21 protein-coding genes are annotated in these 24,057 nt (G+C 66.2%); 7 read left to right on the forward strand and 14 right to left on the reverse strand.

Going from position 1 to position 24,057, the window contains the following annotated elements; genetic code table 11:
* Positions 1-100: 100 nt before the first annotated feature.
* The 11 genes from JOD97_RS18045 to JOD97_RS18095 all read right to left on the reverse strand — a co-directional run bounded on the left by JOD97_RS18045 (position 101) and on the right by JOD97_RS18095 (position 10,265).
* Positions 101-850: a LytR C-terminal domain-containing protein gene (locus JOD97_RS18045; RefSeq protein WP_209721033.1), complete on the reverse strand. Its 750-nt coding sequence runs from the start codon at positions 848-850 to the stop codon at positions 101-103.
* A gap of 13 nt (positions 851-863) precedes the next feature.
* Entirely contained in the window at positions 864-1,799 is a 936-nt protein-coding gene (locus JOD97_RS18050; protein WP_209721036.1) for a type II secretion system F family protein, read from the reverse strand.
* 11 nt (positions 1,800-1,810) lie between these two features.
* Positions 1,811-2,788 (reverse strand): type II secretion system F family protein, encoded by a 978-nt coding sequence (locus JOD97_RS18055; protein ID WP_209721040.1) that lies wholly within the window; start codon positions 2,786-2,788, stop codon positions 1,811-1,813.
* A 5-nt stretch (positions 2,789-2,793) separates the two neighbouring features.
* Entirely contained in the window at positions 2,794-4,140 is a 1,347-nt protein-coding gene (locus tag JOD97_RS18060; protein ID WP_209721043.1) for a CpaF family protein, read from the reverse strand.
* Positions 4,141-4,153: 13 nt separating this feature from the next.
* Positions 4,154-5,326 (reverse strand): AAA family ATPase, encoded by a 1,173-nt coding sequence (locus JOD97_RS18065; protein WP_209721046.1) that lies wholly within the window; start codon positions 5,324-5,326, stop codon positions 4,154-4,156.
* A 9-nt stretch (positions 5,327-5,335) separates the two neighbouring features.
* On the reverse strand, positions 5,336-5,611 hold the full coding sequence (locus JOD97_RS18070; protein WP_209721049.1) for a hypothetical protein: 276 nt from the start codon (positions 5,609-5,611) through the stop codon (positions 5,336-5,338).
* A gap of 16 nt (positions 5,612-5,627) precedes the next feature.
* Positions 5,628-7,169, reverse strand: coding sequence for a type II and III secretion system protein family protein (locus JOD97_RS18075; RefSeq protein WP_229264549.1), 1,542 nt, complete (start codon positions 7,167-7,169; stop codon positions 5,628-5,630).
* A 7-nt stretch (positions 7,170-7,176) separates the two neighbouring features.
* Entirely contained in the window at positions 7,177-8,010 is an 834-nt protein-coding gene (gene cpaB / locus JOD97_RS18080; RefSeq protein ID WP_209721051.1) for a Flp pilus assembly protein CpaB, read from the reverse strand.
* Positions 8,007-9,395 carry an ATP-binding protein gene (locus tag JOD97_RS18085; protein WP_209721054.1) on the reverse strand — a complete coding sequence of 463 codons (1,389 nt, stop codon included), beginning with the start codon at positions 9,393-9,395 and terminating at the stop codon, positions 8,007-8,009. The genes cpaB and JOD97_RS18085 overlap by 4 nt, the downstream gene beginning before the upstream one ends.
* A gap of 99 nt (positions 9,396-9,494) precedes the next feature.
* Complete coding sequence (locus tag JOD97_RS18090; protein ID WP_209721057.1) at positions 9,495-10,025, reverse strand: prepilin peptidase; 531 nt, start codon at positions 10,023-10,025, stop codon at positions 9,495-9,497.
* A gap of 57 nt (positions 10,026-10,082) precedes the next feature.
* Positions 10,083-10,265 carry a Flp family type IVb pilin gene (locus JOD97_RS18095; protein ID WP_209721060.1) on the reverse strand — a complete coding sequence of 61 codons (183 nt, stop codon included), beginning with the start codon at positions 10,263-10,265 and terminating at the stop codon, positions 10,083-10,085.
* 478 nt (positions 10,266-10,743) lie between these two features.
* Here JOD97_RS18095 and JOD97_RS18100 point away from each other — a divergent pair, with 478 nt between their 5' ends.
* Entirely contained in the window at positions 10,744-11,787 is a 1,044-nt protein-coding gene (locus JOD97_RS18100; protein WP_209721064.1) for a GGDEF domain-containing protein, read from the forward strand.
* A gap of 14 nt (positions 11,788-11,801) precedes the next feature.
* Here JOD97_RS18100 and JOD97_RS18105 read toward each other — a convergent pair whose 3' ends face one another.
* On the reverse strand, positions 11,802-13,022 hold the full coding sequence (locus tag JOD97_RS18105; protein WP_209721066.1) for an HD-GYP domain-containing protein: 1,221 nt from the start codon (positions 13,020-13,022) through the stop codon (positions 11,802-11,804).
* A gap of 139 nt (positions 13,023-13,161) precedes the next feature.
* Here JOD97_RS18105 and JOD97_RS18110 point away from each other — a divergent pair, with 139 nt between their 5' ends.
* From JOD97_RS18110 to icmF, 3 genes are all read left to right on the forward strand, one after another.
* Positions 13,162-14,094: a LysR substrate-binding domain-containing protein gene (locus JOD97_RS18110; RefSeq protein ID WP_209721069.1), complete on the forward strand. Its 933-nt coding sequence runs from the start codon at positions 13,162-13,164 to the stop codon at positions 14,092-14,094.
* Positions 14,095-14,381: 287 nt separating this feature from the next.
* The gene (locus JOD97_RS18115) at positions 14,382-17,957 is read left to right on the forward strand and encodes an indolepyruvate ferredoxin oxidoreductase family protein (protein ID WP_209721072.1); all 3,576 of its coding nucleotides are present in this window, start codon (positions 14,382-14,384) and stop codon (positions 17,955-17,957) included.
* Positions 17,958-18,087: 130 nt separating this feature from the next.
* Positions 18,088-21,375, forward strand: a complete 3,288-nt coding sequence (gene icmF / locus JOD97_RS18120; RefSeq protein WP_209721075.1) for a fused isobutyryl-CoA mutase/GTPase IcmF — start codon at positions 18,088-18,090, stop codon at positions 21,373-21,375.
* A 56-nt stretch (positions 21,376-21,431) separates the two neighbouring features.
* Here icmF and soxR read toward each other — a convergent pair whose 3' ends face one another.
* A complete protein-coding gene (gene soxR, locus JOD97_RS18125) occupies positions 21,432-21,899 on the reverse strand; it encodes a redox-sensitive transcriptional activator SoxR (protein ID WP_209721078.1) in 468 nt (155 codons plus the stop codon).
* Between the two features lie 70 nt (positions 21,900-21,969).
* Between soxR and JOD97_RS18130 the strand changes: the two genes are divergently transcribed.
* Positions 21,970-22,371: a RidA family protein gene (locus JOD97_RS18130; protein ID WP_209721081.1), complete on the forward strand. Its 402-nt coding sequence runs from the start codon at positions 21,970-21,972 to the stop codon at positions 22,369-22,371.
* 100 nt (positions 22,372-22,471) lie between these two features.
* Here JOD97_RS18130 and JOD97_RS18135 read toward each other — a convergent pair whose 3' ends face one another.
* A complete protein-coding gene (locus tag JOD97_RS18135; protein ID WP_209721097.1) occupies positions 22,472-23,485 on the reverse strand; it encodes a substrate-binding domain-containing protein in 1,014 nt (337 codons plus the stop codon).
* A gap of 13 nt (positions 23,486-23,498) precedes the next feature.
* On the opposite strand from JOD97_RS18135, the gene JOD97_RS33015 reads away from it, so the two are divergent.
* Together JOD97_RS33015 and JOD97_RS18140 are read left to right on the forward strand one after the other, a co-directional pair.
* Entirely contained in the window at positions 23,499-23,621 is a 123-nt protein-coding gene (locus JOD97_RS33015; protein WP_255585624.1) for a hypothetical protein, read from the forward strand.
* A 65-nt stretch (positions 23,622-23,686) separates the two neighbouring features.
* Positions 23,687-24,040 (forward strand): hypothetical protein, encoded by a 354-nt coding sequence (locus JOD97_RS18140; protein WP_373999889.1) that lies wholly within the window; start codon positions 23,687-23,689, stop codon positions 24,038-24,040.
* Positions 24,041-24,057: the final 17 nt, after the last annotated feature.

Below are 24,057 nucleotides of genomic sequence, written 5' to 3' on the forward strand. Positions count from 1 at the left end.
TGGCGATAAGGAATGCGCCGGCGAAGGCCGGCGGCAGCAGGAAACACATGGGTGTGTTTTTTTCCGTCCGGGAGGATGATCTCCACCCGGACGGTTTTTTTTATTTGATCCGGCCGGCGTCGATGGCATCGTGTCCGAGCACGATGCGCATGTCGGCGGCGGGCGCATCCCCGCCTTGCGCCTTGAGCGGCAAGCCCAAACGCTCCGACAGCGACTGCGCCATCGGTTGTTGCCCGCGCTGATATTCGATGCGGCTCAGGGGCACGCCGAAGTTCTTCACGTTCGTCAGCCGCACGGTCTTGTACCCTTCCACGCTCAACGAGCGCGCCAGACGCGCGGCGGCGCCGGTGACGCCGTTGCCGTTGCTGATTTCAAGGCGCACCAGCTCCTGCATGGGCCGCACCGGCGCCGGTGGCGCGGCCGCAGCGACTGGCGGCGCTGCCGCCACCGTCGGAGCGACCCGCAGCACCTCCACCAGCGCCGCGCCGATCTGCCGCACCTGCGTGCGCGGCATCGACGATAGCGGGTCCGGCGCCGCCGCGCGCGGCACGGCGGCCGTGTTCCGCAGCAGCGCGTAGTCGCGCCGCACATCGTGCGCGCGCAGCGTGGCCGCCTGTTCATTCATCCTGGCGGCGCGCTCGCGCTGGCCGTCCTCCTCCAGCGCGGCGGCCAGCGCCTCCCATTTGGCCGCGTCCATCGGATCGGACAGGCAGGCCCGCTCCAACGACGTGATGAACTGGCCGGGCGGGGCCTGCGCCGGAGCCGGTTGGATCGACGGCGCCGGCTTCTGCATGCCGCCGCAGGCCAGCAGCAACAGGCCGGCGGCTGTCGCCAGCAGTGGGTTCTTCATCTCGGACCTCCCATTAATGCGCCATGCCTGGCAACACCGAACGATAAATCTGTATCCCCGCGGGGCCGATCAACACCAGCATCAACGTCGGGAAGATGCAGAAGATCAGAGGGAACAACAACTTCAACGCGATCTTCGCGGCCGCCTCCTCGGCCTGCACGCTGCGCTTGCCGCGCAGGTTGTCCGAGTGCACGCGCAGCGAATCGCCCATGCTGGTGCCGAAGCGCTCCGACTGGATCAGCATCGCCACCAGCGTGTCGACGTCCTCGACGCCGCTGCGCAGGGCCAGGTTGCGCAGCGCCCTCTCCTTGCTGAAGCCGGCCCGCATCTCCATCAGCACCAGTTGCAGCTCCTGCGCCAGCGACACGCTCTTGATGTGGATCTCGCCGGCCACCTTGGCCAGCGCGCGCTCCAGGCTCAGGCCCGCCTCGACGCACACCGTCAGCAGGTCCAGCGCGTCGGGGAAGGTCTCGAAGATCTCGCGGCGGCGGTCGGACGCCTTGCGCGACAACACCGCGTTCGGCAGGTAGTAGCCGATGCTGGCCGCCAGCAGGAGCAGGAACAGGAAGCTCTTTTGCGGCACGGCGCTCATCATGGTGATCGTCAGCAGCGCGGTCAGGCCGGGCAATCCCAGCGCCAGCACCGTCTTGGCGGCGAAGTACAACGACGGCGCCGACGCGCTGCGCCAGCCGGCGTTCATGAAGCGGGTGCGCAGCGGCGAACGCTCCCACCCCTCCTCCGGCAACGACAGGCGCGAAAACGGCTGCGCCACATGCGCGACCCGCTCGACCCAGCCGCCGTTCACCTCCGGCATGGCCAGTTCCGGCTCGACGACGTCGTTCAGACGCTCGCGCACCTGCACCGGCGAGAAGATCTTCATCGCCAGCAGCGCCAGGCCGACGACGACGATGAACACTATCGCCAGGAAGAGTAACTGCTGTCCGTCCATGCCGCGCTCCTTCAGATCCGGATGCGTATCAGCTTGCGCATCCAGAAGACACCGCCCACCGCCACCGCGCCCGAGTACCACATCAACCGCACGCCGATCGGATCGGTCCAGAGAATCCGGATGTAGGCCGGATTCGATATCGACATCAGCAACAGCACCACCACCGGCAAAATGCCCAGGATCCAGGCCGACATCCGCCCCTCGGCGGACATCACGCGCACTTGCCCCAACAGCTTCAGGCGGGCGCGTATCAGGCGGCTGATGTTGCCCAGCACCTCGGCCAGGTTGCCACCCGATTCGCGCTGTATCAGCACCGCGATGATCAGATAGCGCAAGTCGGTCAACGGCACGCGCAGCGCCAGGTTGTGCAGCGCCTCGTTCATCGGCACGCCGTAGTTGATCTCCTCGTAGGCGAACTTGAACTCGCCGGCGATCGGCTCGGGCATTTCCTCGCCCACCATCTGCATCACGTTGGCGAAGGAGTGGCCCGCCCGCAGCGCGCGGCCGAGGAAGTCGGCCGCCTCCGGCAATTGCTCCTCCAGCTTGGACAGGCGCGCGCGCCGGGTGCGCATCAACAATATCCACGGCACCGCCAGCGCCAACGCCAGCAGCGCGCACGCCGGCAGCGCCGGCATCCTCACCATGCACACCAACGCCAGGCCCGCCGTCAGCATCGCCAGCGAGAAGCCGAGGAACTGCGACACCGACCACTGCACGCCGGCCTGCAGCAGCAGGTTGTCGAGCACCGCCAGGCGGGCGACGCGGCGCAGCAGCTTTTCCAGCGCCGGCGAGCGGCTGTAGGTGCGCCGCTTGAGGATGTCGACCCGTTCGACGCCGCCCTCGCCGCGTTCGGCCATCAGGCGCAGACGTTTGGCGATGCGCCGCGCGCCGCCGCCGTGGGCGCCGGACCACCACAGCCAGGCGCCCTCGATCATCAGGATCACGGCCGCGAACAGCAGCACCACGAAGGTGGAGAAGACGGCGTCCATGGCGGCTACTCGTAAATGCGGTCGGGGTCGAACACCGAATCGGGCACCGGCATGCCGAACATGCGCAGGCGTTCGGCGAAGCGCGGCCGCACGCCGGTGGCGGAAAAGGCGCCCTGCACCTTGCCGTTGGCGTCCACGCCCTTTTGCTCGTAGCGGAAGATCTCGTGCATGGCGATCACCTCGCCCTCCATGCCGGTCACCTCCTGCAGGCTGACCAGCTTGCGCGTGCCGTCGGTCAGGCGCGAGACCTGCATCACCACCGTGACGGCGGCGCAGATCTGCTGGCGCGTGGCGCGCGAGGTCAGGTTCACGCCGGCCATGCTGACCATGTTCTCCAGCCGCGCCAGGGCGTCGCGCGGGGTGTTCGAGTGGACCGTGGCGAGCGAGCCCTCGTGGCCGGTGTTCATCGCCTGCAGCATGTCCAGCGCCTCGGCGCCGCGCACCTCGCCGAGGATGATGCGGTCGGGCCGCATCCGCAGCGCGTTGCGCACCAGCGAGCGCTGATTGACCTCGCCCTTGCCTTCGATGTTGGGCGGGCGCGTCTCGAGCCGGACCACGTGCGGCTGGCGCATCTGCAGCTCGGCGGCGTCCTCGATGGTGACGATGCGCTCGCTCGCGGGAATGAACCCGGACAGCACGTTGAGCAAGGTGGTCTTGCCGCTGCCGGTGCCGCCCGAGATCAGGATGTTGACCTTGGCGTGGCCGAGCGCCTTGAGCACCTGCACCATCGGCGGCGTCAGGCTGCGGTTGTCGAGCAGGTTCTCGATCGTCAGCGGATTGACCGAGAAGCGCCGGATCGACAGAATCGGACCGTCGATCGCCAGCGGCGGAATGATGGCGTTCACGCGCGAGCCGTCCGGCAGGCGGGCGTCGACCATCGGGCTCGATTCGTCGACCCGCCGGCCCACGCGCGAGACGATCTTCTCGATGATCTTCATCAGGTGGGCGTTGTCGTTGAAGGTGACGCTGGTCAGTTCCAGCCGGCCGGCGCGCTCGACGTACACCATCGAATGGGTGTTGACCAGGATGTCGGACACGCCGGGATCGGCCAGCAGCGGCTCGAGCGGGCCGAAGCCGAGCATCTCGTGCTGGATGTCGAGCACCAGGTTGTGGCGCTCGTGCTGGTTCAGCACGATGCGCTCCTCCTCGATGATGCGCTGGACCAGCAGCGCCAGCTCGTGCTTGAACTGCTCCGGCGTGAGCCGCTGCAGCCGCTCCAGATCGATGCGGTCCATGATCGTCTGGTGCATGCTCTTTTTCAGCTCCTGATAGGCCGCCGCCGCCAGTCCCGGGGGACCGCTGCTGCCCTGCCGGCCGTCGTCGCCGCTGGCCAAACGCTCGCGTAAGCTCATGTGCCGCTCCAGTCTAATCGTTGTCGGCGCGCCCGAACAGGCGGTCGAACAGGCCCTTGCTCTCGGAAACCCGGCGCGCCGTCACCAGCTCGACCAGGTCGGCCAGGCTGCGCGCCACCGCGCTGCTGCGCGACAGCTGCAGCACCGGGATGCCCTGGTTGACCGAGTCGGTGGCCGACATGTAGTCGTTCGGCACCGTGTGCATCACGTCCGCGCCCAGCGCCTGCTCCAGGTCCATCAGGCGCAGCTTGCCGCCCTTTTCGTAGCGGTTGACGATCAGGCGCGTACGGTCGCTCGGATAGCCCAGCGAGCGGAAGATGTCGAGCAGGCGGCGGCCGTCGCGGATGTCCGGCAGCGCCAGTTGCAGCACCGGGTAGATGGCGTCGGCCTGGTCGAGCGCGCGCAGCGAGATGGCGTCGATCTGCCGGCCGACGTCGAGCACGATGTAGTCGTAGTGCTGGCGCGCCACGCGCAGGATGGCGTCCATGTGCTCCGGCTTCATGTCGACCAGGTGGTTGGGATCGTCGGCCGCCGCCAGCACGCCGAAGTTCGACGCCACGTGCACCAGGCAGGAATCGAGGAAGGAGCCGTCCATGCGGCTGATCTGCCCGCAGATGTCGGACAGCGTCATCGCCGGCTTCTGGTCCGACACGTACAGCGTGGCGTCGCCGAACTGGCCGTGCAGGTCGATCAGCAGCACCTTCTTGTCGGCCAGCGCGGCCAGCGCGTAGCCGAAATTGGTCGACAAGAACGTGGCGCCGCTGCCGCCCTTGCAGGAGATGAAGGCCAGCACCTTGCCGTCGCGATTCTGGCTGACGCCGGCCGACACCTCGATCCGGTCCATCGCCTCGTGGAAGGCCTTGTGCACCAGCGGCAGCTGCAGCACCTCGCGCATGCCGGCCCGCATCGCGCGGATCAGCAAATCCTGCTGCGGCTCGCGCGTGAGCAGCATGAACGACGCCGTCGGATAGGTTTTGCCCAGGCGTTCGACCAGGTCCGCCTCGGCCGGCTCGACGTCGCTGGCGTCGAAGATCACCAGCTCCGGCGCGTCCGGCAACGGGCGTTCGACGGCGTCGCGCAGACCGTTGCGCGACGCCACCAGCTGCACCGCCGGCATGCGCGCCGACCCTTGCGCGGCGATTTCCGCGTGTAGCAGGCTGTCCCTGCTGATCATCAATGCTTTCATCGTCGGCCCTTATTTAGCGTCGCCGCTGATCATGAAGGTAGGCGCCGGGGTGGCGCCGCTGAAGGTGCGCTGATAGCGCTCGTAGCCGGCGTGCGCGGCCCGGCCGTCCATGCCGGCGACGGAATCGGGGTTGCGCCCCGCCTGCGGATCGATGACCTGCCGCGCCAGCGTGGCGCGGGCGTTGCTGCCGAACTGGTTGTCCCAGCGCGGCGTGGTCGACACCGGGTTGATGTTGGCGCAGGCGGCCAGCGTGCACGCCGCCAGCATGCCGAGAAGAAGTCGCATAATGATCCCCAAGTGGTTATTGACGTTTTTCCGTATCCATCGGCGGCGTGCCTTCCATTTGGCCCCCGAGGAAAAGCTGGGCGCGGCTCGGCGCCGTCACGCCGTCGGTCGGCAGCTTGTAATCGGCCGGCAGCGGCTTGACCAGGTGCGGGGTGACCACGAACAGCAATTCGGTGCGGTCCTGCTGGAAGTCGGTGCTGCGGAACAGCGCGCCGAGCACCGGCAGCTCGCCCAGCACCGGCAGGCCGTGGATGTTGGTGGTGCGGTTGTTCTTGATCAGGCCACCGATGGCGAAGCTCTGGCCGTCGAACAGTTCCACCGTGGTGGCGGCGCGCCGCGTGGTGATCAGCGGCAGGATGGCGGCGCCGTTGAAACCGGAGGCCGTGATGCCGATGCCCTCGCGCGATATCTCCGACACCTCCGGCGCCACGCGCAGGTTGATGCGGCCGCCGGCCAGCACGGTCGGCGTGAAGCGCAGGCCGACGCCGAACTCCTTCTCCTCCAGGGTCACCTTGTTGTTGTCCTGCGCGACCGGGACGAAGATCTTGCCGCCGGCCAGAAAACTGCCTTCCTGGCCGCTGATGGCCATCACGGTCGGCTCGGCCAGGATGCGTATCATGCCCTCCTTCTTGTCCGCTTCGATGCCCGCGTGGTTGCCGTCCTGGCGGCCGATGCCCAGCATCCCTTTCAGCGTGCCGGTGATGAAGCTCGACGCCAGCGTGGTCTGCCAGCTGCCGCCGCCCATGCTCACCAGCAGTCCGGCCTCCAGCTTGTCGAGCAGCGTCTTCGACACCTCGGCGATCTTCACCTCCAACATCACCTGCTGCGGCGCGCTGATGTTGAGGAAGTTGACGATGCGCGTGTTGCCCGCCACGGTGGGGGCGGCGGTGGTCGAATGCGACGACGCCGGCGCGGCCGCCGCCTTGTCGCCGGTGGCGGGCGCGCTCGACAGCGAATGGACCGGCCGCCGCACGAACGCCGCCGCCAGGTCCAGCACGCGCGCGGCGGTCTGCGCGTCGTCGACCATGCCGCTGATGACCAGCGTGTCGCCGGCGGCGCTGATATGGATGTCCTTCTGCTCGGGCATCAGCGCGGCGAGCGACGCTTGCAACGCCGACGGATCGATGCCGACCACCACCTCGACCACGTTGCACACGCCGCTGCGGCCCTGCACGATCATATTGCTGGTGCCGATGTCGACGCCGACCACGTACAAGGTGTCCGGCGCCACCAGCATCGCCTGCAGCACGGCCGGGTTGCCGACGCTGCGCGCCTGCACCGCCTCGGGCATGCGCATCAAGGTCGACTTCCCCAACTGCAGCGTCATGCTGCCCGGCGCGGCCGCCTGGCCGGCGCAGCGCAGCCCCTTGCCATCGCCGGCCGGGTCCTGGGCCGGCTTGGCGACGGCACCAGCGCCGGCGGCTTTCAGCGCGGCCGCCGGCTGGCTCGCGGGCGGATTCGCCGGCGGCGGCGCGAAGGAGGCCGGCGTCACCGCGCCGGCCGGCACGGTGGCCGCCGCCAGGATCAGCAGCGTGGAGATGCGGGTTGAATTTTTCATGGCGTCCTCAAAGACATTCCTGCGTGCGCTGCAAGCCGACGATGACACCGACGCATGGACGCGCGCGCGGCGCGGCCGCCACCTGGACGCGCGGCTTGGCCGCGGGCGGCGGCGCCTCGGACGCCGCCTCGGCCGGCTTGTCGGCCACGCCGAGCAGCGACGACTTGGTGGCGCCGCCGGTCACGCCCGGACGTGGATCGACCTGGTTGCGCAGCACCAGCGACAGCGTGCCGACGCTGCGCGCCAGATCGAGGTTCTCGGCCTGCGACGGCGTCACCTCCAGCGTGACGGCGTTGACCACGCGCGGCTTGGTCTCGTCGCGCCCCACCTCCTGCGCGACGGCCAGCACCAGTATCCGTTCCAGCACGATCTTGGAGATGGCGTTCTCATGGCCGTTGCCGGCCGACTGCGTGTTGACCAGGATGTCGACGAAATTGCCCGGCAACGCGAAGCCGGCGACGCCCACGACGTCGTTGACGCGCACCGTGATGGCGCGCTTGCCCTCGGTGATCAGCGCCGACAGGCCGCCGACGGTGCCGGCCGGCGCCAGCTTCAATTCGCTCAGGGGCTCGTCGCGCAGCACGCTCGTCTTCAGCACCCGCCCGACCAGCTTGGAGGGGTCGCGCAGCGCGCCGTTGGGCAGGTTGTCGGCCGGCCAGTCCAGCGATTTCATCATCTCCGGCGTCAGGCGCTGGCCGAGGCTGACGTCGACGGCGGCCACCACGATGCGGTTGGCCGTCGTCGGCGTTTGCCGCAGCAGCCAGCGCGACGCCATCAGCACCGCCCCCAGTCCGAATATGACGGCCAACGCCATCATCAATAATGCGCGGCGGTTCTTCATAGGATGTGCTGGGCCGGTTGATCGAGCGTGTGGTCATGGTCGTGGTCTGTCCGGGCGGCGGCGGCCGGCGGCGCGCCGCCGGCGAACATGCTCGACCAGGCCTGGTCCAGCGTGGCGATGGTCAGCCGCGGCGGCTCGCCGTTGAAGCCGGCGAAATCGGCGATGCGGCTGATGATCTCGCGCGGGCAGCTGGCCAGCAGCGGCAGGCCGCTGCCCGCGTGCAGCTCGTCGATCAGGTAGCGCAGCGACGGCTCGTCATACAGCACGCCGGCGCCCAGGCACTGCTGGCGGAACAGCGTGCGGTAGTTGGCCGCGCTCAGCGCGCCGATGCCGATCTTGTAGCCGACCCGCCGCAACGCCGACGTGTCGAGCAGCGCCTCGGGCGCCTGGCTGGTGGCGAACAGCAGCCGCATGCGGCACGGCGCGCTGAAATGGTAGCCGCCGGCCAGCGACAAATGGCTGCGCTGCAGCTCCTGCGCCTGCGAGAAGCGGTTGAACAAATCGGTGGCCGACATGCGCTGGCGTCCCAGGTCGTCGACGATCAGCAGGCCGTTGTTGGCCATCAGCTGCGGCGGCGCGCGGTAGCAGCCGTTGGGCGTGTCCGGCCGCGGGTCGAGCATGTCCTCGCTCAAGTCGCCGTCGAGCGCCACCACGGGCCGCTGGCACAGCACCCAGCGCGGATCGGCGCTGCGCCGCTCCGCCGCCTGGCGCACCTGGCGCGGCAACGGCGCGCGGTGCAGCGCCGGATCGTAGAGCTGGATGATGTCCTGCCCCACCATCAGCGCGTGCGGCACCGCGACCAGTCCCTGCTGCATGGCGCCGAGGCGCCGCGCCAAGGTCGACTTGCCGCCGCCGGAAGGGCCGTACAGCAGCATCGAGCGGCCCGAGTACATGGCCGCGCCGAGCATCTGCTGCACCGCGCGCGGGAAGAAATCGTCGGCGAATTCGGCCGCCAGATCGTCGGCGCACAGTTGCGGCGCCTGGCCGGCCTGGCGCTCGACCATCGCCCGGTACGCGTCCAGCGTCACCGGCGCCGGGCCGACATAGCGGCAGCGCTCCATCCACCCGCTGGCGCGCTGCTTGCCGGCGGCCGTCAGCTGGTACTGGACGTCGATGTCGGACTCGCCGCGCCACGCCACCTCGGCCACATGCTCGGCCACCAGGAAGTCGAGCGCCTCGCGCAGCACGTTGATCGACAGGTGCAGCTTGGTGGTGAGCAGCGGCAGATGGGTCCTGCCGCCGACGTACAAGACCTTGGCGATCAGCTCGACGATCAACTGCTGCGGCAGGCCGGTGTCGCGCAAGGTCTTGGGCTGCGGCGGCAGCGCGCCGCCCGGCTCCGTCTCCGCGGTGGATGCATAGGGTGAGGGGTCGAGGCTGAGCATGGACGTCTCCGCGGCAGGGTTGTTTCATTCAGGAATTTATTTTATCGGGCGGTGCCCGGCGGGCATTGACGCGCAGCAAACGGGGGACGGACCCTGCGTTCAGCGATGCGCCCACGCCACAAAGCCGCCCGTGCCCAGCGCGATGGCCACGCCGTAGGGGATGCCGCCGACGCTGGCGATGGAGGTCAGCGGCACCGGCGCCAGCGGCAGGCCGAGCAGGCGCCACATCAGCGGTTTGCAGATCAGCACGACATTGCGCCAGCTCTCGCGCCAGCGGCCGCTGCAGAGCAGCATCAGCACCGCCATGACGCCGCCGATCAGGTAGGCCAGCACGCCGATCTGCAGCGCCGCCAGCGGGCCGACGAAGGCGCCGACCATGGCCATGAGCTTGACGTCGCCGGCGGCCATGGCGCGCAACAAATACAACGGCAGAAATAAAAAAAAGCCGGCCAAGGTGCCGGCCAGCCATTGCGAGAGGGGCGCCCAATGCTGTCCGCCGAGCAGATGCAGTATCATCGCCAACAGCAGGCCGCTTAATATGAGGACATTGGGAATCTTGCGCATGGCCAGATCGGTCACGGCCGCCTGCGCGACCAGACAAATGAGGATGACTTCGATGGCGTTCAACATGGTGGCTCCCGCACGAAAAAAGCTTTCCAGCCGGGGGCGACTGGAAAGCCAGGCGGTTTAGGTGGCCGCGGTGATGTCGTTGGAGATGGACTGGAACGCCGCCGTCAGCGCCGGCGCCAGGAAGGCGAAGGCGGCGACGACCGCGGCGACCATGGTCGCCGCGATCAGGCCATATTCAATGGCCGTGATCCCCTGTTCGTCCGACGCAAACGCCTTTGCTGCTGCGATAAGTGAGTTCATGATGTACTCCCTAGTTAGGTCGATGAAAGAAATAACCTCTGACACGGCGCGCCGGCCTGCAGACCGCCGTTGCCGCGCATTGAGGCCACTATACGACTAGCAGCTTTATAGGGATTGAGATGTCGCAAGCTTTCTCCACGGAACTATTGTAGTCGTTTTGATCAGCCCAACCGTGCTGGGCGCGCCTAGTCGCTGGCCTATGTCAAACTGCGGGTGTGGGTCGGCTTGTACGCTGGAAACATCCGGCGATGGAAACGGTGCTGTGGGAAAAACGGCGGGAATTCACGCGTTGAACGTTTTTTTTCGCACACAAGAATTGCCTTGATTGCAAAAAGCTATTATCCTGCTTAGCTGTTCTTTGGAAAGGCCCCGTATTGCTTCCTCATCGTGCGCCTGGCTATCAAAGAGATCGGGATTGATAGGCGTGAACAAAGCGTGGCTGACCGCAAGGTTGTGTGATAATTTTCCAGAGAAGAAAATGGATTCCCTACTGAAACACATGGTGGACATGACCGGCCACCGAGATCACACGATGCTCGACATCTCCGTGATTTCGGCGGTGCAGGAGCTTGCCCGCGCCAGCCAGGCCCGCGTGCTGACGCTGGCCACCGTGCGGGGCAAGGTGTTCGTGCGGCCGCGCGCGCTCATCGTCGCCGGCGAGCCGGCGTGCATGGTCGACACCTCCGACCAGCACCATCCGGGCGAGCCGATCGAGAACTTCCCGGCGCTGGCGCGTTGCATCGACCTGCACGAGTCGGGCGCCGACATCGCCAACGAGGCCGGCGAGCACACGCTGTGGCTGCCGATCTGGCTCGGCGACAAGGCCGACACCTGCCTCGAGATCGTCAATCCGACCCCGTACACCAGCGACACCATCCATATCATCGGCGGCATCGTCGCCGTCTACCGCAACTTCCAGAACCTGCTCGACTACAGCGAACGCGATTCGCTCACGGGCTTGCTCAACCGCAAGACCTTCGACGACCAGCTGGCCAAGATGCTGGCCGCCAGCATCGAGCAGGATTCGGTCACCTTGCCGGGCGAGCCGGAACGCCGCCACCACGGCGAACAGGAAAAGCAATGGCTGGCGGTGGTCGATGTCGACCATTTCAAGCACGTCAACGACCGCTTCGGCCATTTGTACGGCGACGAGGTGCTGATCCTGATCGCCAACCTGCTGACCTCGTCGTTCCGCGCGCAAGACCGCGTGTTCCGCTTCGGCGGCGAGGAGTTCGTCGTGCTGCTGCGCTCGACCACGCTCGACAACGCCAAAAAGATCATCGAGCGCTTCCGCCTGAACGTGGCCTCGCATGATTTCCCGCAGGTGGGCAAGGTGACGGTGAGCGTCGGCTTCGTCAGCATCAGCGCGCTCGAGGCGCCGGTGATCATCCTGGGACACGCCGACCAGGCGCTGTACTACGCCAAAAGCCACGGCCGCAACCTGGTGTGCCACTACGACGAGCTGCTCAGCGGCGGCCTGCTGCAGACCACCGCCTCCAACGACACGGCCGAGTTCTTCTAGGACGGGGGCCGGCGTCAGGCCAGCGTCAAGAAGCGCATCGGATCGACATTCCACTTGGCGGGCGACTCGTGGCCGACGATCTTGTCGCCGCCGCCGAAGCCCAGCCCGCGCGACAAATCGACCGTCTCCGGCTTGATGTACAGGTTTTTCCTGGTGTTGAAGAACACGTTGACCTTGGGCGCCAGCAAATTGGTCTCGTGTGGCTCGATTACCACACCGAGCCGGCCCGATTCCAGCAATACCATCGTTCCCACCGGATAAATGCCGACGCAGCGCATGAATTCCTGCGCGTACTGCGGATTGAAATGGAACTTGCTCCACTCATAAATCTTGCGCAGCGCGGCCGCCGCCGACATACCTTTGTGATAACAACGATCGGCGGTGATGGCGTCATAGACGTCGACGATGGCGGCCATTTGCGCCAGTTCGCTGATCTGCTCGTTCGCCTGTTTGCCCGGATAGCCGCTGCCGTCGCGGCGCTCGTGGTGATGCAGCGTGATGTCGAGCGGAATCGGCCCGACCTCGGGCGACTTCTTCAGGATCTCATAGCCGTCCAGCGGATGGCGCTTGATGACGGCGAATTCCTCGTCCGTCAGCGGACCGGGCTTGTTGAGGATGGCATCGGGCACCAGCGCCTTGCCGGTGTCGTGCAGCAAGCCGCCGAGGCCGGCCTGATGGGTCACGTCGGCGGCGATATTGCGCGACCGGCAAAACGCCACCAGCAGCGTACAGACGCTAACGGAGTGCAAAAAGGTGTAATCGTCCTTGTTCTTGATCCGCAGCAGCCCGACCAGCGCGCCCGGATTGCGCAGGATGGACTCGGTGATGTTCTGCACCACGGGTTCGACCTGGTCGAGTTCGATCGCCCGGCCGAGGCGGGCGTCCTGCATCACCGTGCGCACCAGGGTCGAGGCCTGGTGGCGGATCTGCACCGCGCGCCGCATCTCGTCGCCGAGCGAGACGCGGGTGACGACCGGCGTCTTGGCCGCGATCTCGGCGATTTCGCGCTCGGTCGCCTCTTGCGCCTCGGCCAGCGACGGCGCATCCTGCACATCGATGCCCTTGCTGTTGTCGATGACCACGTCATGGATGCCGGCGTTGAGGATCTTGCGGATTTCGTCTTCGCTGGTCAGCAAAAAGCGGTTGCGGACAAACGGGTGCGTCATCCAGTCGCAACTCAGGTCATGTATATACATGCCCACCTTCAGTTGGGAGGAGTCGACTTTCTTTAACATGCAGGCACCCGTGAAAAAGGCTGGAGGAGAGAACGTCTGTTTTCAGTATAACAAATAGTTTCCTATCAGGATCATTCTTTGCAGGTGCTACCATTTGCATGTCCGCGCCGGCGCGGCCCGTCCTCCGTCCCCGATCAATATGGAACTACGTCAACTTCGTTACTTTGTCGCCATCGTCGACCACGGCTCGCTGTCGCGGGCGGCGCTGGTGCTGCACGTGGCGCAGCCGGCGCTGACGCAGCAGCTGCGCCAGCTCGAGGAGGAGCTGGGGGTGCAGCTGCTGCACCGCTCGGCGCAGGGCGTGCTCAGCACGGACGCCGGCAAGGTCTTTTACGAGCACGCGCAAGCGATCCTCAAGCAGGTGGCCGACGCCCGCTCGGCCGTCACGCAATCGGCGGAGCGGCCCAGCGGCGCCGTCACCTTGGGCTTGCCGCACAGCATCTCGGGCGCGCTGGCGCTGCCGTTGCTGACGGCGGCGCGCGCCACCTATCCGGAAATCACGCTGCAGCTGACGGAGGAACTGACCGGCAACCTGAGCGAGCAGCTCAAATCGGGGCGGATCAACCTGGCGGTGCTGTTCGACGACGGCCAGCTGGCGCAGTTCGCCACCACGCCGCTGGTCGAGGAGGAGCTGCGCTTCATCTGCCGCGCCGACGCCGCCTACGCGCTGGGCCGGGACGCGCTGACCCTGGAGCAAACGCTGGGCACCACCTTGATCCTGCCGGGCCCGCAGCACGGCGTGCGTCCGCGCATCGAAAGCATGGTGCGCGCGGCCGGGCTCCGGCTGTCGAACGTGATCGAGATCAACTCCATCGCCATCCTCAAATCGGCGATCCTGGCCGACATGGGCGCCACCCTGCTGCCGTCGGCGCCGGTGCTCGACGAGCTGCAACGGGGCGCGATGCGCGCGCACGCTATCCGGCAGCCGGCGATCTCGCGCACGGTGGTGCTGTGCGCGTCGAAAAACATCCCGCTGACCAACGCCGCCGGCGCCATCGGCCGGCTGGTGCGCGACGTCAGCGAACAGCTGTGCGCCGGGGGCAAATGGCCGGGCGCCACCCCCATCGGCTAGCAATCAGGGCAACTCCAGGGTCAGGTCCACCATTTCTACACGGCCTCTGCGTTGCAGGTCCGTTAGCGCCGAGCTTGTGTAGCATTGGTGGACCTGACCCCGGAGTTGCTCTGGGTGGGTATCATTTTTTCTTATGGCCCGATCGGCAAACACTATTTCCGTATACGTCAACTCGCGCCCATACTAGGACCAATTCCGCTCACCATGCGGCCCTGGCCCGATCCTGACGCGCTTACCCGGCGTGCTCAAGCTCAGGTGCGATCTGATACCAAAAACGGAGACCCGCCATGCCCGATACCTCGGCAACCGGCCCTGCAACGTCCGCCAGAGACGACAGCGCCCGCCTGACCACCGTCAGCCTCGACGACAAATACACCGCGACCCACGGCGACATCTTCCTGTCCGGCATCCAGGCGCTGGTGCGCCTGCCGATGATGCAGCGCGTGCGCGACCAGGCCGCCGGCCTGAACACGGCCGGCTTCATCTCCGGCTACCGCGGCTCGCCGCTCGGCGGCCTCGACGAGAACCTGTGGAAGGCCAAGCCGCACCTGGAGGCCCACCACGTGCAGTTCGTGCCCGGCGTGAACGAGGACCTGGCGGCAACCGCCGTCTGGGGCTCGCAGCAGGTCGACCTGATCGGCGAGGCCAAATACGACGGCGTGTTCGCCATGTGGTACGGCAAGGGCCCGGGCGTCGACCGCTGCGGCGACGTCTTCAAGCACATGAACCACGCCGGCACCTCGAAGCACGGCGGCGTGCTGCTGGTGGCCGGCGACGACCACGGCGCCTATTCGTCGACCCTGCCGCACCAGTCCGACCACCTGTTTTCGGCGTCGATGATCCCGGTGCTGTACCCATGCAACGTGCAGGAGTACCTCGACCTGGGCATCCACGGCTGGGCGATGTCGCGCTTTTCCGGCTGCACGGTGGCGTTCAAGGCGCTGGCCGACACGGTCGAATCGTCGGCGTCGGTCGACGCCGATCCGTTCCGCGTCGACGTCAAGATCCCGCTCGATTTCGTCATGCCGGAGGGCGGCCTGAATGCCCGCCTGTCGAGCATTCCGCTGGGCCAGCAGGCGCGCAACCAGGAAGCGCTGATGCAGGACTATAAAATCTACGCGGCGCTGGCCTACGCGCGCGAGAACAAACTCAATCACACCACCATCACCAGCCCGGACGCCAAGCTGGGCATCATCGCCTCCGGCAAATCGTACCTGGACGTGCTCGAGGCGCTCGAGGAACTGGGCATCGACGAAGAGATGGCGGCCGATGTCGGCCTGCGCCTGTTCAAGGTGGCCATGCCGTGGCCGCTGGAACCGGACAGCGTGCGCGAATTCGCCCAGGGCCTCGACGAGATCCTGGTGGTCGAGGAAAAGCGCCAGATCGTCGAGTACCAGTTGAAGGAGCAGCTGTACAACTGGCGCGACGACGTGCGCCCGCGCGTGATCGGCAAGTTCGACGAAAAAGGCGAGTGGGTGGCGCCGCGCGGCGAATGGCTGTTGACCTCCAAGGCCGACTTCTCGGTCTCGCAGGTGGCGCGCGTGATCGCCTCGCGCGTCAAGCGGCTGATCGCCGATCCCGTCACCTGCGACCATATCAAGGCGCGCCTGGCCTTCCTCGACGCCAAGGACGCGGTGCTGAAGAAGGCCATCAGCACGCCGTTCCGTCCCGCCTTCTACTGCTCCGGGTGCCCGCACAACACGTCGACCAAGGTCCCCGAGGGTAGCCTGGCGCTGGCCGGCATCGGCTGCCACGTGATGGCGACGTCGATCTACCCGGAATTCAACAAGCTGACCACGCACATGGGCGGCGAAGGCGCGCCGTGGATCGGCCAGGCCGCGTTCTCCAAGATCCCGCACGTGTTCCAGAACCTGGGCGACGGCACCTATTTCCACTCCGGCTATCTGGCGATCCGCGCGGCGGTGGCGGCCAAGGTCAACATGACCTACAAGATCCTCTACAACGACGCCGTCGCGATGACCGGCGGCCAGCCGGTCGACGGCATCACGTCGGTGCCGATGATCGCCCAACAGATGGCCGCGGAGGGGGTGAAACGCATCGCGCTGGTGACCGAGGACTTGAACCGCTACACCGATCGCGGCGCGCTGCCGTCGCTGGTCAGCCTGCACGACCGCAAGGACATGGACGCCGTCCAGCGCGAGCTGCGCGAGGTCGAAGGCGTGTCGGTGCTGATCTACGACCAGACCTGCGCGGCCGAGAAGCGCCGTCGCCGGAAAAAAGGCGAATACCCCGACCCGGCAAAGCGCATGGTCATCAACGAGGCCGTGTGCGAAGGCTGCGGCGATTGCGGCGTGCAGTCGAACTGCACCTCGATCCTGCCGAAAGAGACGGAGTTCGGCCGCAAGCGCACCATCGATCAATCGTCGTGCAACAAGGACTACTCGTGCGTGAAGGGCTTCTGCCCCAGCTTCGTCACCGTCGAAGGCGGCGCGCTGAAGAAAACCAAGACCGGCGTCAAGGTGAACGAAAATGCGGAAAACGTCGACGACGGCTTCGGCGCGCTGCCAGAACCCGCGCTGCCGTCGTGCGAGCAGCCCTACAACATCCTGATCAACGGCATCGGCGGCACCGGCGTGATCACCGTCGGCGCGCTGATGGGCATGGCCGCGCACCTGGAGGGCAAAGGCGCGTCGGTGCTCGACATGACCGGCATGTCGCAGAAAAACGGCTCGGTCACCTCGCACGTCAAAGTGGCCAAGACCCCGGCGCACCTGCGCGCCCAGCGCATCGCCACCGGCGAGGCCGACGTCGTCCTCGGCTGCGACATGCTGACCGCCGGCGCCGCCGACGCGGTGTCGAAGATGCGGCCCGGCCGCACGCTGGCCGTGATCAACCTGCACGAGCAGCCGCCCGGCACCTTCGCCCAAAACGCCGACTGGCAATACCCGGTGGCCGAGGTGCGCGCGCTGATCGAGGAATCGGTCGGCGGCGCCGAGGCCGCCGATTTCATCGACGCGACCAAGCTGGCCACGGCGCTGATGGGCGACTCCATCGCCGCCAACCTGTTCATGCTCGGCTACGCGTGGCAGCGCGGACGCATTCCGTTGACCGAGGCGTCGCTGCTGCGCGCGATCGAACTCAATGGCGTCGGCATCGCATCCAATAAAAAGAGCTTCCTGTGGGGCCGCCGCGCGGCGGTGGACCTGAAGCGCGTCGAGCGCGTGGCCACGCCGACGCAGGCGATCGTGGTGCAAATGCCGCAAAGCCTGGACAACGTCATCGACAAGCGCGTGCGCTTCCTGACCGATTATCAGAACGCCGCCTACGCCGCCGTCTACGAGCAGCTGGTGTCGCAGGTGCGCGCCAGGGAGACCGCGCTGGGACTGGGTAACAAGCTGTCCACCGCCGTGGCCAAATACTACTTCAAGCTGATGGCATACAAGGATGAATACGAGGTGGCGCGGCTGTACACGGACGGGCGCTTCGTCGAGCAGCTCAAACAGCAGTTCGAGGGCGACTTCTCGATCAAGTTCAATCTGGCGCCGCCGCTGTTCGCCAAGAAGGACGCCAAGGGGCATCTGGTCAAGGCGCAATTCGGCTCGTGGATGTGGAGCGCGTTCAAGCTGCTGGCCAGGCTCAAAGGCTTGCGCGGTGGCGCGTTCGATATCTTCGGCCGCAGCGACGAGCGCCGGATGGAGCGCGCGCTGATCGTCGAATATCGCGAGATGGTGACCGTGTTGATCGGGCAGCTCAGCGTGGAAAACCACGCGCTGGCCGTCGAACTGGCCGGATTGCCGGAGAAGGTGCGCGGTTTCGGCCACGTCAAGGAGAAGGCGGTGGCCGTGTTCCACGCCGAGAAGGCACGCCTGATGGCGCAATTCAGCCAGCAGCGCGCCGCTTAAACCCGCACGGCCCGGCGGGGTCTGACCCCACAGGGTCAGACCCCAGCGTGGAATCGCGGGTTTGACGTTTACGTAAACGTCATATAATAGAAAAACGACACAGATCGACGCACAGAATAGAAGGGACACCATGAACGACCTCTCCGCTCCGAACCTCGCGGCAGTGCCGGATCAGCCGCGCCTGACCAACAAAATCCGCTTCGTCACGGCCGCCTCGCTGTTCGACGGCCACGACGCCTCGATCAACATCATGCGCCGCATCCTGCAATCGAATGGCGTCGAAGTGGTCCACCTGGGCCACAACCGCTCGGTCGACGAGGTGGTCACCGCGGCGCTGGCCGAGGACGTGCAAGGCATCGCCATCTCCAGCTACCAGGGCGGCCATGTCGAATACTTCAAATACATGCTCGACCTGCTGCGCCAGCGCGGCGGCGCCCACATCAAGGTGTTCGGCGGCGGCGGCGGCGTCATCGTCCCCGACGAAATCGCCGACCTGCACGCGTATGGCGTCACCCGGATCTTCAGCCCGGAGGACGGCCAGCGCATGGGCCTTGTCGGCATGATCCAATGGATGGTCCAGCAGTGCGACATCGACCTGTCGCAGTATTCACCCACCTCGCTGGCGCCGCTGCGCGAAGGCGACGTGGCCTCGCGCCACCGCCCGCTGGCCCAGTTGGTCACCGCGCTGGAAAACGACCAGGCCGCGCCCGCGCTGCGCGCCGACCTCCTGGCCGCCGCCGAGGGCCTGGCCGTGCCGACCCTGGGCATCACCGGTACCGGCGGCGCCGGCAAATCGTCGCTGACGGATGAACTGATACGCCGCATCCGCCTCGACCAGGGCGACGCGCTGAACATCGCCATCATCTCGATCGACCCGTCGCGCCGCAAATCCGGCGGCGCGCTGCTGGGCGACCGTATCCGCATGAACGCGATCAATCCGTGGGCGGGGCAGTCGCGTGTGTTCATGCGGTCGCTGGCCACGCGCGAGGCGGGTTCCGAGATCTCCGAGGCGCTGCCCGACGTCATCGCCGCCTGCAAAGTGGCCGGCTTCGATCTGGTCATCGTCGAAACCTCCGGCATCGGCCAGGGCGACGCCGCCATCGTGCCGCACGTGGATGTATCGATGTATGTGATGACGCCCGAATTCGGCGCCGCCTCGCAGCTGGAAAAAATCGACATGCTCGATTTCGCCGACTTCATCGCCATCAACAAATTCGACCGCAAAGGCTCGCTGGACGCGCTGCGCGACGTCGCCAAGCAGTACCAGCGCAACCGCGAGCTGTGGAGCCAGCGCCCCGAGGAGATGCCGGTCTACGGCACGCAGGCGTCGCGCTTCAACGACGACGGTGTCACCGCGTTGTATCAGGGCCTGCTGCCGAAGCTGGCGCAATTCGGCCTGCCGACCAAGCCGGGCAAACTGCCCGCCGTGGCGCTACGCCACTCGAGCGGCAAAAACGTCATCGTGCCGCCGGCGCGCGCCCGCTACCTGGCGGAGATCGCCGACGCCGTGCGCGGCTACCACCGCCACACCCGCAAGCAGGTGACGCTGGCGCGCGAACGCCAGCAGCTCACCGAAGCAAAGCGCATGCTGGCGATCGCCAACAAGGCCACCGATTTCGAGGATGTCATCGCCGACCGCGACGCCGCGATGGACGCCGGCGCGAAAAAACTGCTGGCGCAGTGGCCGGAGATGCAGGCCGCCTACGCCGGCGACGACTACGTGGTCAAAATCCGCGACAAGGAAATCCGTACCCGCCTGGTGCAGCACACGCTATCGGGCACCAAGATCCGCAAGGTGGCCCTGCCGCGCTATGAAGACCACGGCGAAATCCTGCGCTTCCTGATGCTGGAAAACGTGCCGGGATCGTTCCCGTTCACGGCCGGCGTATTCCCGTTCAAGCGCGAGGGCGAAGACCCGACCCGCATGTTCGCCGGCGAAGGCGACGCCTTCCGCACCAACCGCCGCTTCAAGCTGGTCTCGACCGGCATGGACGCCAAGCGCCTGTCGACGGCGTTCGACTCGGTGACCTTGTACGGCGCCGATCCGGCGCCGCGTCCGGACATCTACGGCAAGGTCGGCAACTCCGGCGTCTCGATCGCCACGTTGGACGACATGAAGGTGCTGTACGACGGCTTCAACCTGTGCAGCCCGAGCACCTCGGTATCGATGACCATCAACGGCCCGGCGCCGACGATCCTGGCCATGTTCATGAACACCGCCATCGACCAGCAAATCGAGCGCTTCGTCGAAGAACACAAGCGCCAGCCGGACGCCGACGAAGCGGCCAAGCTGCGCGCGTGGGTGCTGCAGAACGTGCGCGGCACCGTGCAGGCGGACATCCTGAAGGAAGACCAGGGGCAGAACACCTGCATCTTCTCGACCGAATTCTCGCTCAAGGTGATGGGCGACATCCAGCAGTACTTCGTCGAGCACCAGGTGCGCAATTTCTACTCGGTGTCGATCTCCGGCTACCACATCGCCGAAGCGGGCGCGAACCCGATCTCGCAATTGGCGTTCACCTTGTCGAACGGCTTCACGTTCGTCGAAGCGTATCTGGCGCGCGGCATGCACATCGACGACTTCGCGCCCAACCTGTCGTTCTTCTTCTCGAATGGCATGGACCCGGAATACACGGTGCTGGGCCGCGTCGCGCGGCGCCTGTGGGCGGTGGCGATGCGCGACAAATACGGCGCCAACGACCGCTCGCAAAAACTCAAGTACCACGTGCAGACGTCGGGCCGCTCGCTACACGCGCAGGAGATCGACTTCAACGACATCCGCACCACCTTGCAGGCGCTGATCGCCATCTACGACAACTGCAACTCGCTGCACACCAATGCCTACGACGAGGCGATCACCACGCCGACCGACGAATCGGTGCGGCGGGCGTTGGCGATCCAGTTGATCATCAACCGTGAGTGGGGCCTGGCCAAGAACGAGAATCCGAACCAGGGCTCGTTCATCATGGAGGAGCTGACCGACCTGGTCGAGGAGGCGGTGCTGCAGGAGTTCGAGCGCATCGCCGAGCGCGGCGGCGTGCTGGGCGCGATGGAGACCGGCTACCAGCGCGGCAAGATCCAGGAAGAGTCGATGCTGTACGAGCACCAGAAGCACGACGGCACGCTGCCCATCATCGGCGTCAACACGTTCCGCAATCCGAAGGCGGCCGGCGAGCCGCAGAAAATCGAACTGGCGCGCTCCACCGACGACGAGAAGCAATCGCAGCTCAAGCGCCTGGAGGACTTCCACCACCGCCATGCCGACCGTGCGCCGGCCGCGCTGGCGGCATTGCAGCAGGCCGCGATCGACAACGAAAACGTATTCGAAAAGCTGATGGAGGCGGTGCGCGTATGCTCGCTGGGGCAGATTACGACGGCGCTGTTCGAGGTCGGAGGACAGTACCGCCGCAACATGTAATTTAAACCCGCACGGCGGCGAAAGGGGTCGGACCCCGTGCGGGGTCCGACCCCGCCTCACCGGGTTGACGGTGGCGTTTCCCCTGGCGCTTTGAAATGCGGCCCCGCCCCCTCCCGCGCCAACGCATCTTGCGCGTTGCGCAGCGGGCAAGCCTTCAACGACAGACACCCGCAACCGATGCACCCATCCAGCTGATCGCGCAGCTGCGTCAGCGTGCGGATGCGCTCCTCCAGCTCCAGTTTCCACTTGGCCGACAAACGACGCCAATCGGCCACGGTAGGCGTGCGCCCGGACGGCAGCGCGTTCAGCGCCTCGGCGATGTCCGCCAGCGGCATGCCGACCCGCTGCGCCACCTTGATCACCGCCAGCCGGCGCAGCACCGAGCGCGCGTAGCGCCGTTGATTGCCGCCGGAACGCACGGAATGGATCAAGCCCTTGGCCTCGTAGAAGTGCAGCGCCGATACGGCCACGCCGGCGCGCGCGGCCAGCTCGCCGACGCCCAGCTCTTTCGATGGAGATGCCATATAAAATCCTTGACCTCAAGTTAAGTTGAGATTTTATAGTGTTCGCACACATATCACACGAAAGGCCGCCATGATCCAGCTTTCCTTCATCAACCCACCCGGTTTGTACGACCCGCGTCCCAACGGCTACAGCCACGTCGTCGTCGCTGAAGCGCCGGCGCGCCTGATCTATATCGCCGGCCAGGGCGGCGAAAACGCCGATGGCGTGCTGTCGGAGGATTTCGAAACACAGGTGAAGCAAGCGCTGGACAATCTGCAAACGGCGCTGAAGGCGGCGGACGCCGCCCTGGCCAACGTCGCCAAGCTCACGGTCCTGATCGTCGACCATAGCGAAGAACGGCTGCGCATTTTCGGCGGCGCGCTGAGCGCGATGTGGGGCGACAATCCCGCCCCCGCCTGCACGCTGATCCCGGTCCCGTGCCTGGCGCTGGACGGCATGCTGTTCGAGATCGAAGCCACGGCGTTACGCTAGCTCCCCCTCGGGGGTCAAGTCTAACAATCCAACACGAGCTCAGCTACATCACGTTGGTACGGCTGATCTCGTGTACGAATGTTAGACTTGACCCCCGTGATTACGTGGCCGGGCAGGGTCCCACCGTCGTGCCGGCGAGGAATACCGGTTGCCACAGCTCGTGCAATTCGCTCGCCGGCGTGCCGTCTATCAGCGCCAGCAGCATCTCGATCATGCGCGCGCCCGCCTTGATCGGCTGCGGCTGGTCGATCGTGGTGACGTTGGCGCCGGCCAAAGTGTCGGCCATGCTGCCCCAGACGATGATCGACATGTCCTTGCCCATCTCGACACCGGCGTCGCGCAACGCGTGCACCGCGCCGATGCCGGCGATGTTGTTGTCGACGATGACGGCGCTCGGACGCGGCGAGCAGGCCAGCAATTGCTGCATCGCCTGGTAGCCGCTGCGCCGGTCCAGCTGGCTGTCGACCAGATGGCGCGGATCGACCGCCAGCCCCGCCGCCGACATCGAGGCGACGAAACTGTCCTTGCGCTGGCGCGCGAAGTTCATTTCCAGCGGCGCGCTGATCAGCGCCACGCGCTTGTGCCCCCACGCCAGCAGACGCTCCATCGCCATGCTGGTGCCGGACGCGTTGTCGTAGTCGAACCAGGCGTATGGCGCGTCAAGCTCGGTGCGGCCGTAGGCGACGAACGGAAATTTGGATTTGCTCAGGAAGGCGATGCGCTCGTCGCGCACCAGGGTGCGGGCCACCACCAGGCCGTCGACGCGCCGTCCCAGCACGGTCTGCTGGTAGGAGCGTTGCTCGGCGCTGGGCGAGACCGGCGCGATGATCAGGTTCTTGCCGACCTCCTCGAGCGCGGCCGACATGCCCGACACCACGTCCAGGAACATCGGATCGCCCAGGTCCGACGGCAGCAGCGGATAGATGATGCCGAACACATTGGTGCGCCCGAGCGCCAAGCTGCGCGCCAGGGGATTGGGCTGGTAGCCGGCCTCCTTGGCGGCCTTCAAAACGCGCTCGCGCGTGCGGACATTGACCTCAGGGTAACCGTTTAACGCCCGGCTCACAGTAGTCTTCGACATGCCGAGGAACTTTGCGAGGAGCTGCAGATTCATAGAGGATCGCTCAATGTTGATCATTGATTATAGCGGTGCCGATGAGGCCGCCGCCACAGCGATCGCCGATACTATCAAGAAATACAACAGTCGCGGGCGCCCGGCGCCGCTTGCCTTTTTGTCCCGCATGACCTAATCTTGAAGGGATGATGTCAATTGTGCATCATCATGTCCGGTTTTTTTTGTAACCAGGGGAATATCGTGGCCACCGTAATGTCCGTCAATGCGCAGCAAGCATCGATCGCGCAAGCTGAAAGGCAAGTGCAACAGGATCAGTCGCGCGTGAACCAGGATGCCGGCCGCCTCGAACAAAGCCGCAGCCAGTTGACGAAAGATAAACAAACCCTGGCCGACGCCCAGCGCCAAAGCACCCAGGCGCAGCAGCAGCAGGCCCCCGCCGGCGCGTCCGCCATCCGCCTGGGCGGCGCGCTGAACAATGCGATCGAACGGCCCAACCGCGCCGAGCAAGCCCTGGCGGCCAACCAGGCCACGGCCAAGCCTCAGCTGAACTCGCTGGGCCAGACCATCGGCAAACTGATCAACGTGGTCGCTTAGGGACCCGCGCGACCAGG

Source organism: Duganella sp. 1411, from assembly GCF_017833525.1.
Lineage (GTDB): Bacteria > Pseudomonadota > Gammaproteobacteria > Burkholderiales > Burkholderiaceae_D > Rugamonas.

What these genes read in the sequence shown, in the direction of transcription:
- JOD97_RS18085 (WP_209721054.1), bottom strand. Translation starts at nt 9,395, where the DNA reads ATGCTCAGCCTCGACCCCTCACCCTATGCATCCACCGCGGAGACGGAG.
- JOD97_RS18110 (WP_209721069.1), top strand. Translation starts at nt 13,162, where the DNA reads ATGGAACTACGTCAACTTCGTTACTTTGTCGCCATCGTCGACCACGGC.
- JOD97_RS18050 (WP_209721036.1), bottom strand. Translation starts at nt 1,799, where the DNA reads ATGGACGGACAGCAGTTACTCTTCCTGGCGATAGTGTTCATCGTCGTC.
- JOD97_RS18130 (WP_209721081.1), top strand. Translation starts at nt 21,970, where the DNA reads ATGATCCAGCTTTCCTTCATCAACCCACCCGGTTTGTACGACCCGCGT.
- icmF (WP_209721075.1), top strand. Translation starts at nt 18,088, where the DNA reads ATGAACGACCTCTCCGCTCCGAACCTCGCGGCAGTGCCGGATCAGCCG.
- JOD97_RS18100 (WP_209721064.1), top strand. Translation starts at nt 10,744, where the DNA reads ATGGATTCCCTACTGAAACACATGGTGGACATGACCGGCCACCGAGAT.
- JOD97_RS18045 (WP_209721033.1), bottom strand. Translation starts at nt 850, where the DNA reads ATGAAGAACCCACTGCTGGCGACAGCCGCCGGCCTGTTGCTGCTGGCC.
- soxR (WP_209721078.1), bottom strand. Translation starts at nt 21,899, where the DNA reads ATGGCATCTCCATCGAAAGAGCTGGGCGTCGGCGAGCTGGCCGCGCGC.
- cpaB (WP_209721051.1), bottom strand. Translation starts at nt 8,010, where the DNA reads ATGAAGAACCGCCGCGCATTATTGATGATGGCGTTGGCCGTCATATTC.
- JOD97_RS18070 (WP_209721049.1), bottom strand. Translation starts at nt 5,611, where the DNA reads ATGCGACTTCTTCTCGGCATGCTGGCGGCGTGCACGCTGGCCGCCTGC.
- JOD97_RS18115 (WP_209721072.1), top strand. Translation starts at nt 14,382, where the DNA reads ATGCCCGATACCTCGGCAACCGGCCCTGCAACGTCCGCCAGAGACGAC.
- JOD97_RS18065 (WP_209721046.1), bottom strand. Translation starts at nt 5,326, where the DNA reads ATGAAAGCATTGATGATCAGCAGGGACAGCCTGCTACACGCGGAAATC.
- JOD97_RS18090 (WP_209721057.1), bottom strand. Translation starts at nt 10,025, where the DNA reads ATGTTGAACGCCATCGAAGTCATCCTCATTTGTCTGGTCGCGCAGGCG.
- JOD97_RS18105 (WP_209721066.1), bottom strand. Translation starts at nt 13,022, where the DNA reads ATGTTAAAGAAAGTCGACTCCTCCCAACTGAAGGTGGGCATGTATATA.
- JOD97_RS18060 (WP_209721043.1), bottom strand. Translation starts at nt 4,140, where the DNA reads ATGAGCTTACGCGAGCGTTTGGCCAGCGGCGACGACGGCCGGCAGGGC.
- JOD97_RS33015 (WP_255585624.1), top strand. Translation starts at nt 23,499, where the DNA reads ATGTTGATCATTGATTATAGCGGTGCCGATGAGGCCGCCGCCACAGCG.
- JOD97_RS18055 (WP_209721040.1), bottom strand. Translation starts at nt 2,788, where the DNA reads ATGGACGCCGTCTTCTCCACCTTCGTGGTGCTGCTGTTCGCGGCCGTG.
- JOD97_RS18075 (WP_229264549.1), bottom strand. Translation starts at nt 7,169, where the DNA reads ATGAAAAATTCAACCCGCATCTCCACGCTGCTGATCCTGGCGGCGGCC.
- JOD97_RS18095 (WP_209721060.1), bottom strand. Translation starts at nt 10,265, where the DNA reads ATGAACTCACTTATCGCAGCAGCAAAGGCGTTTGCGTCGGACGAACAG.
- JOD97_RS18135 (WP_209721097.1), bottom strand. Translation starts at nt 23,485, where the DNA reads ATGAATCTGCAGCTCCTCGCAAAGTTCCTCGGCATGTCGAAGACTACT.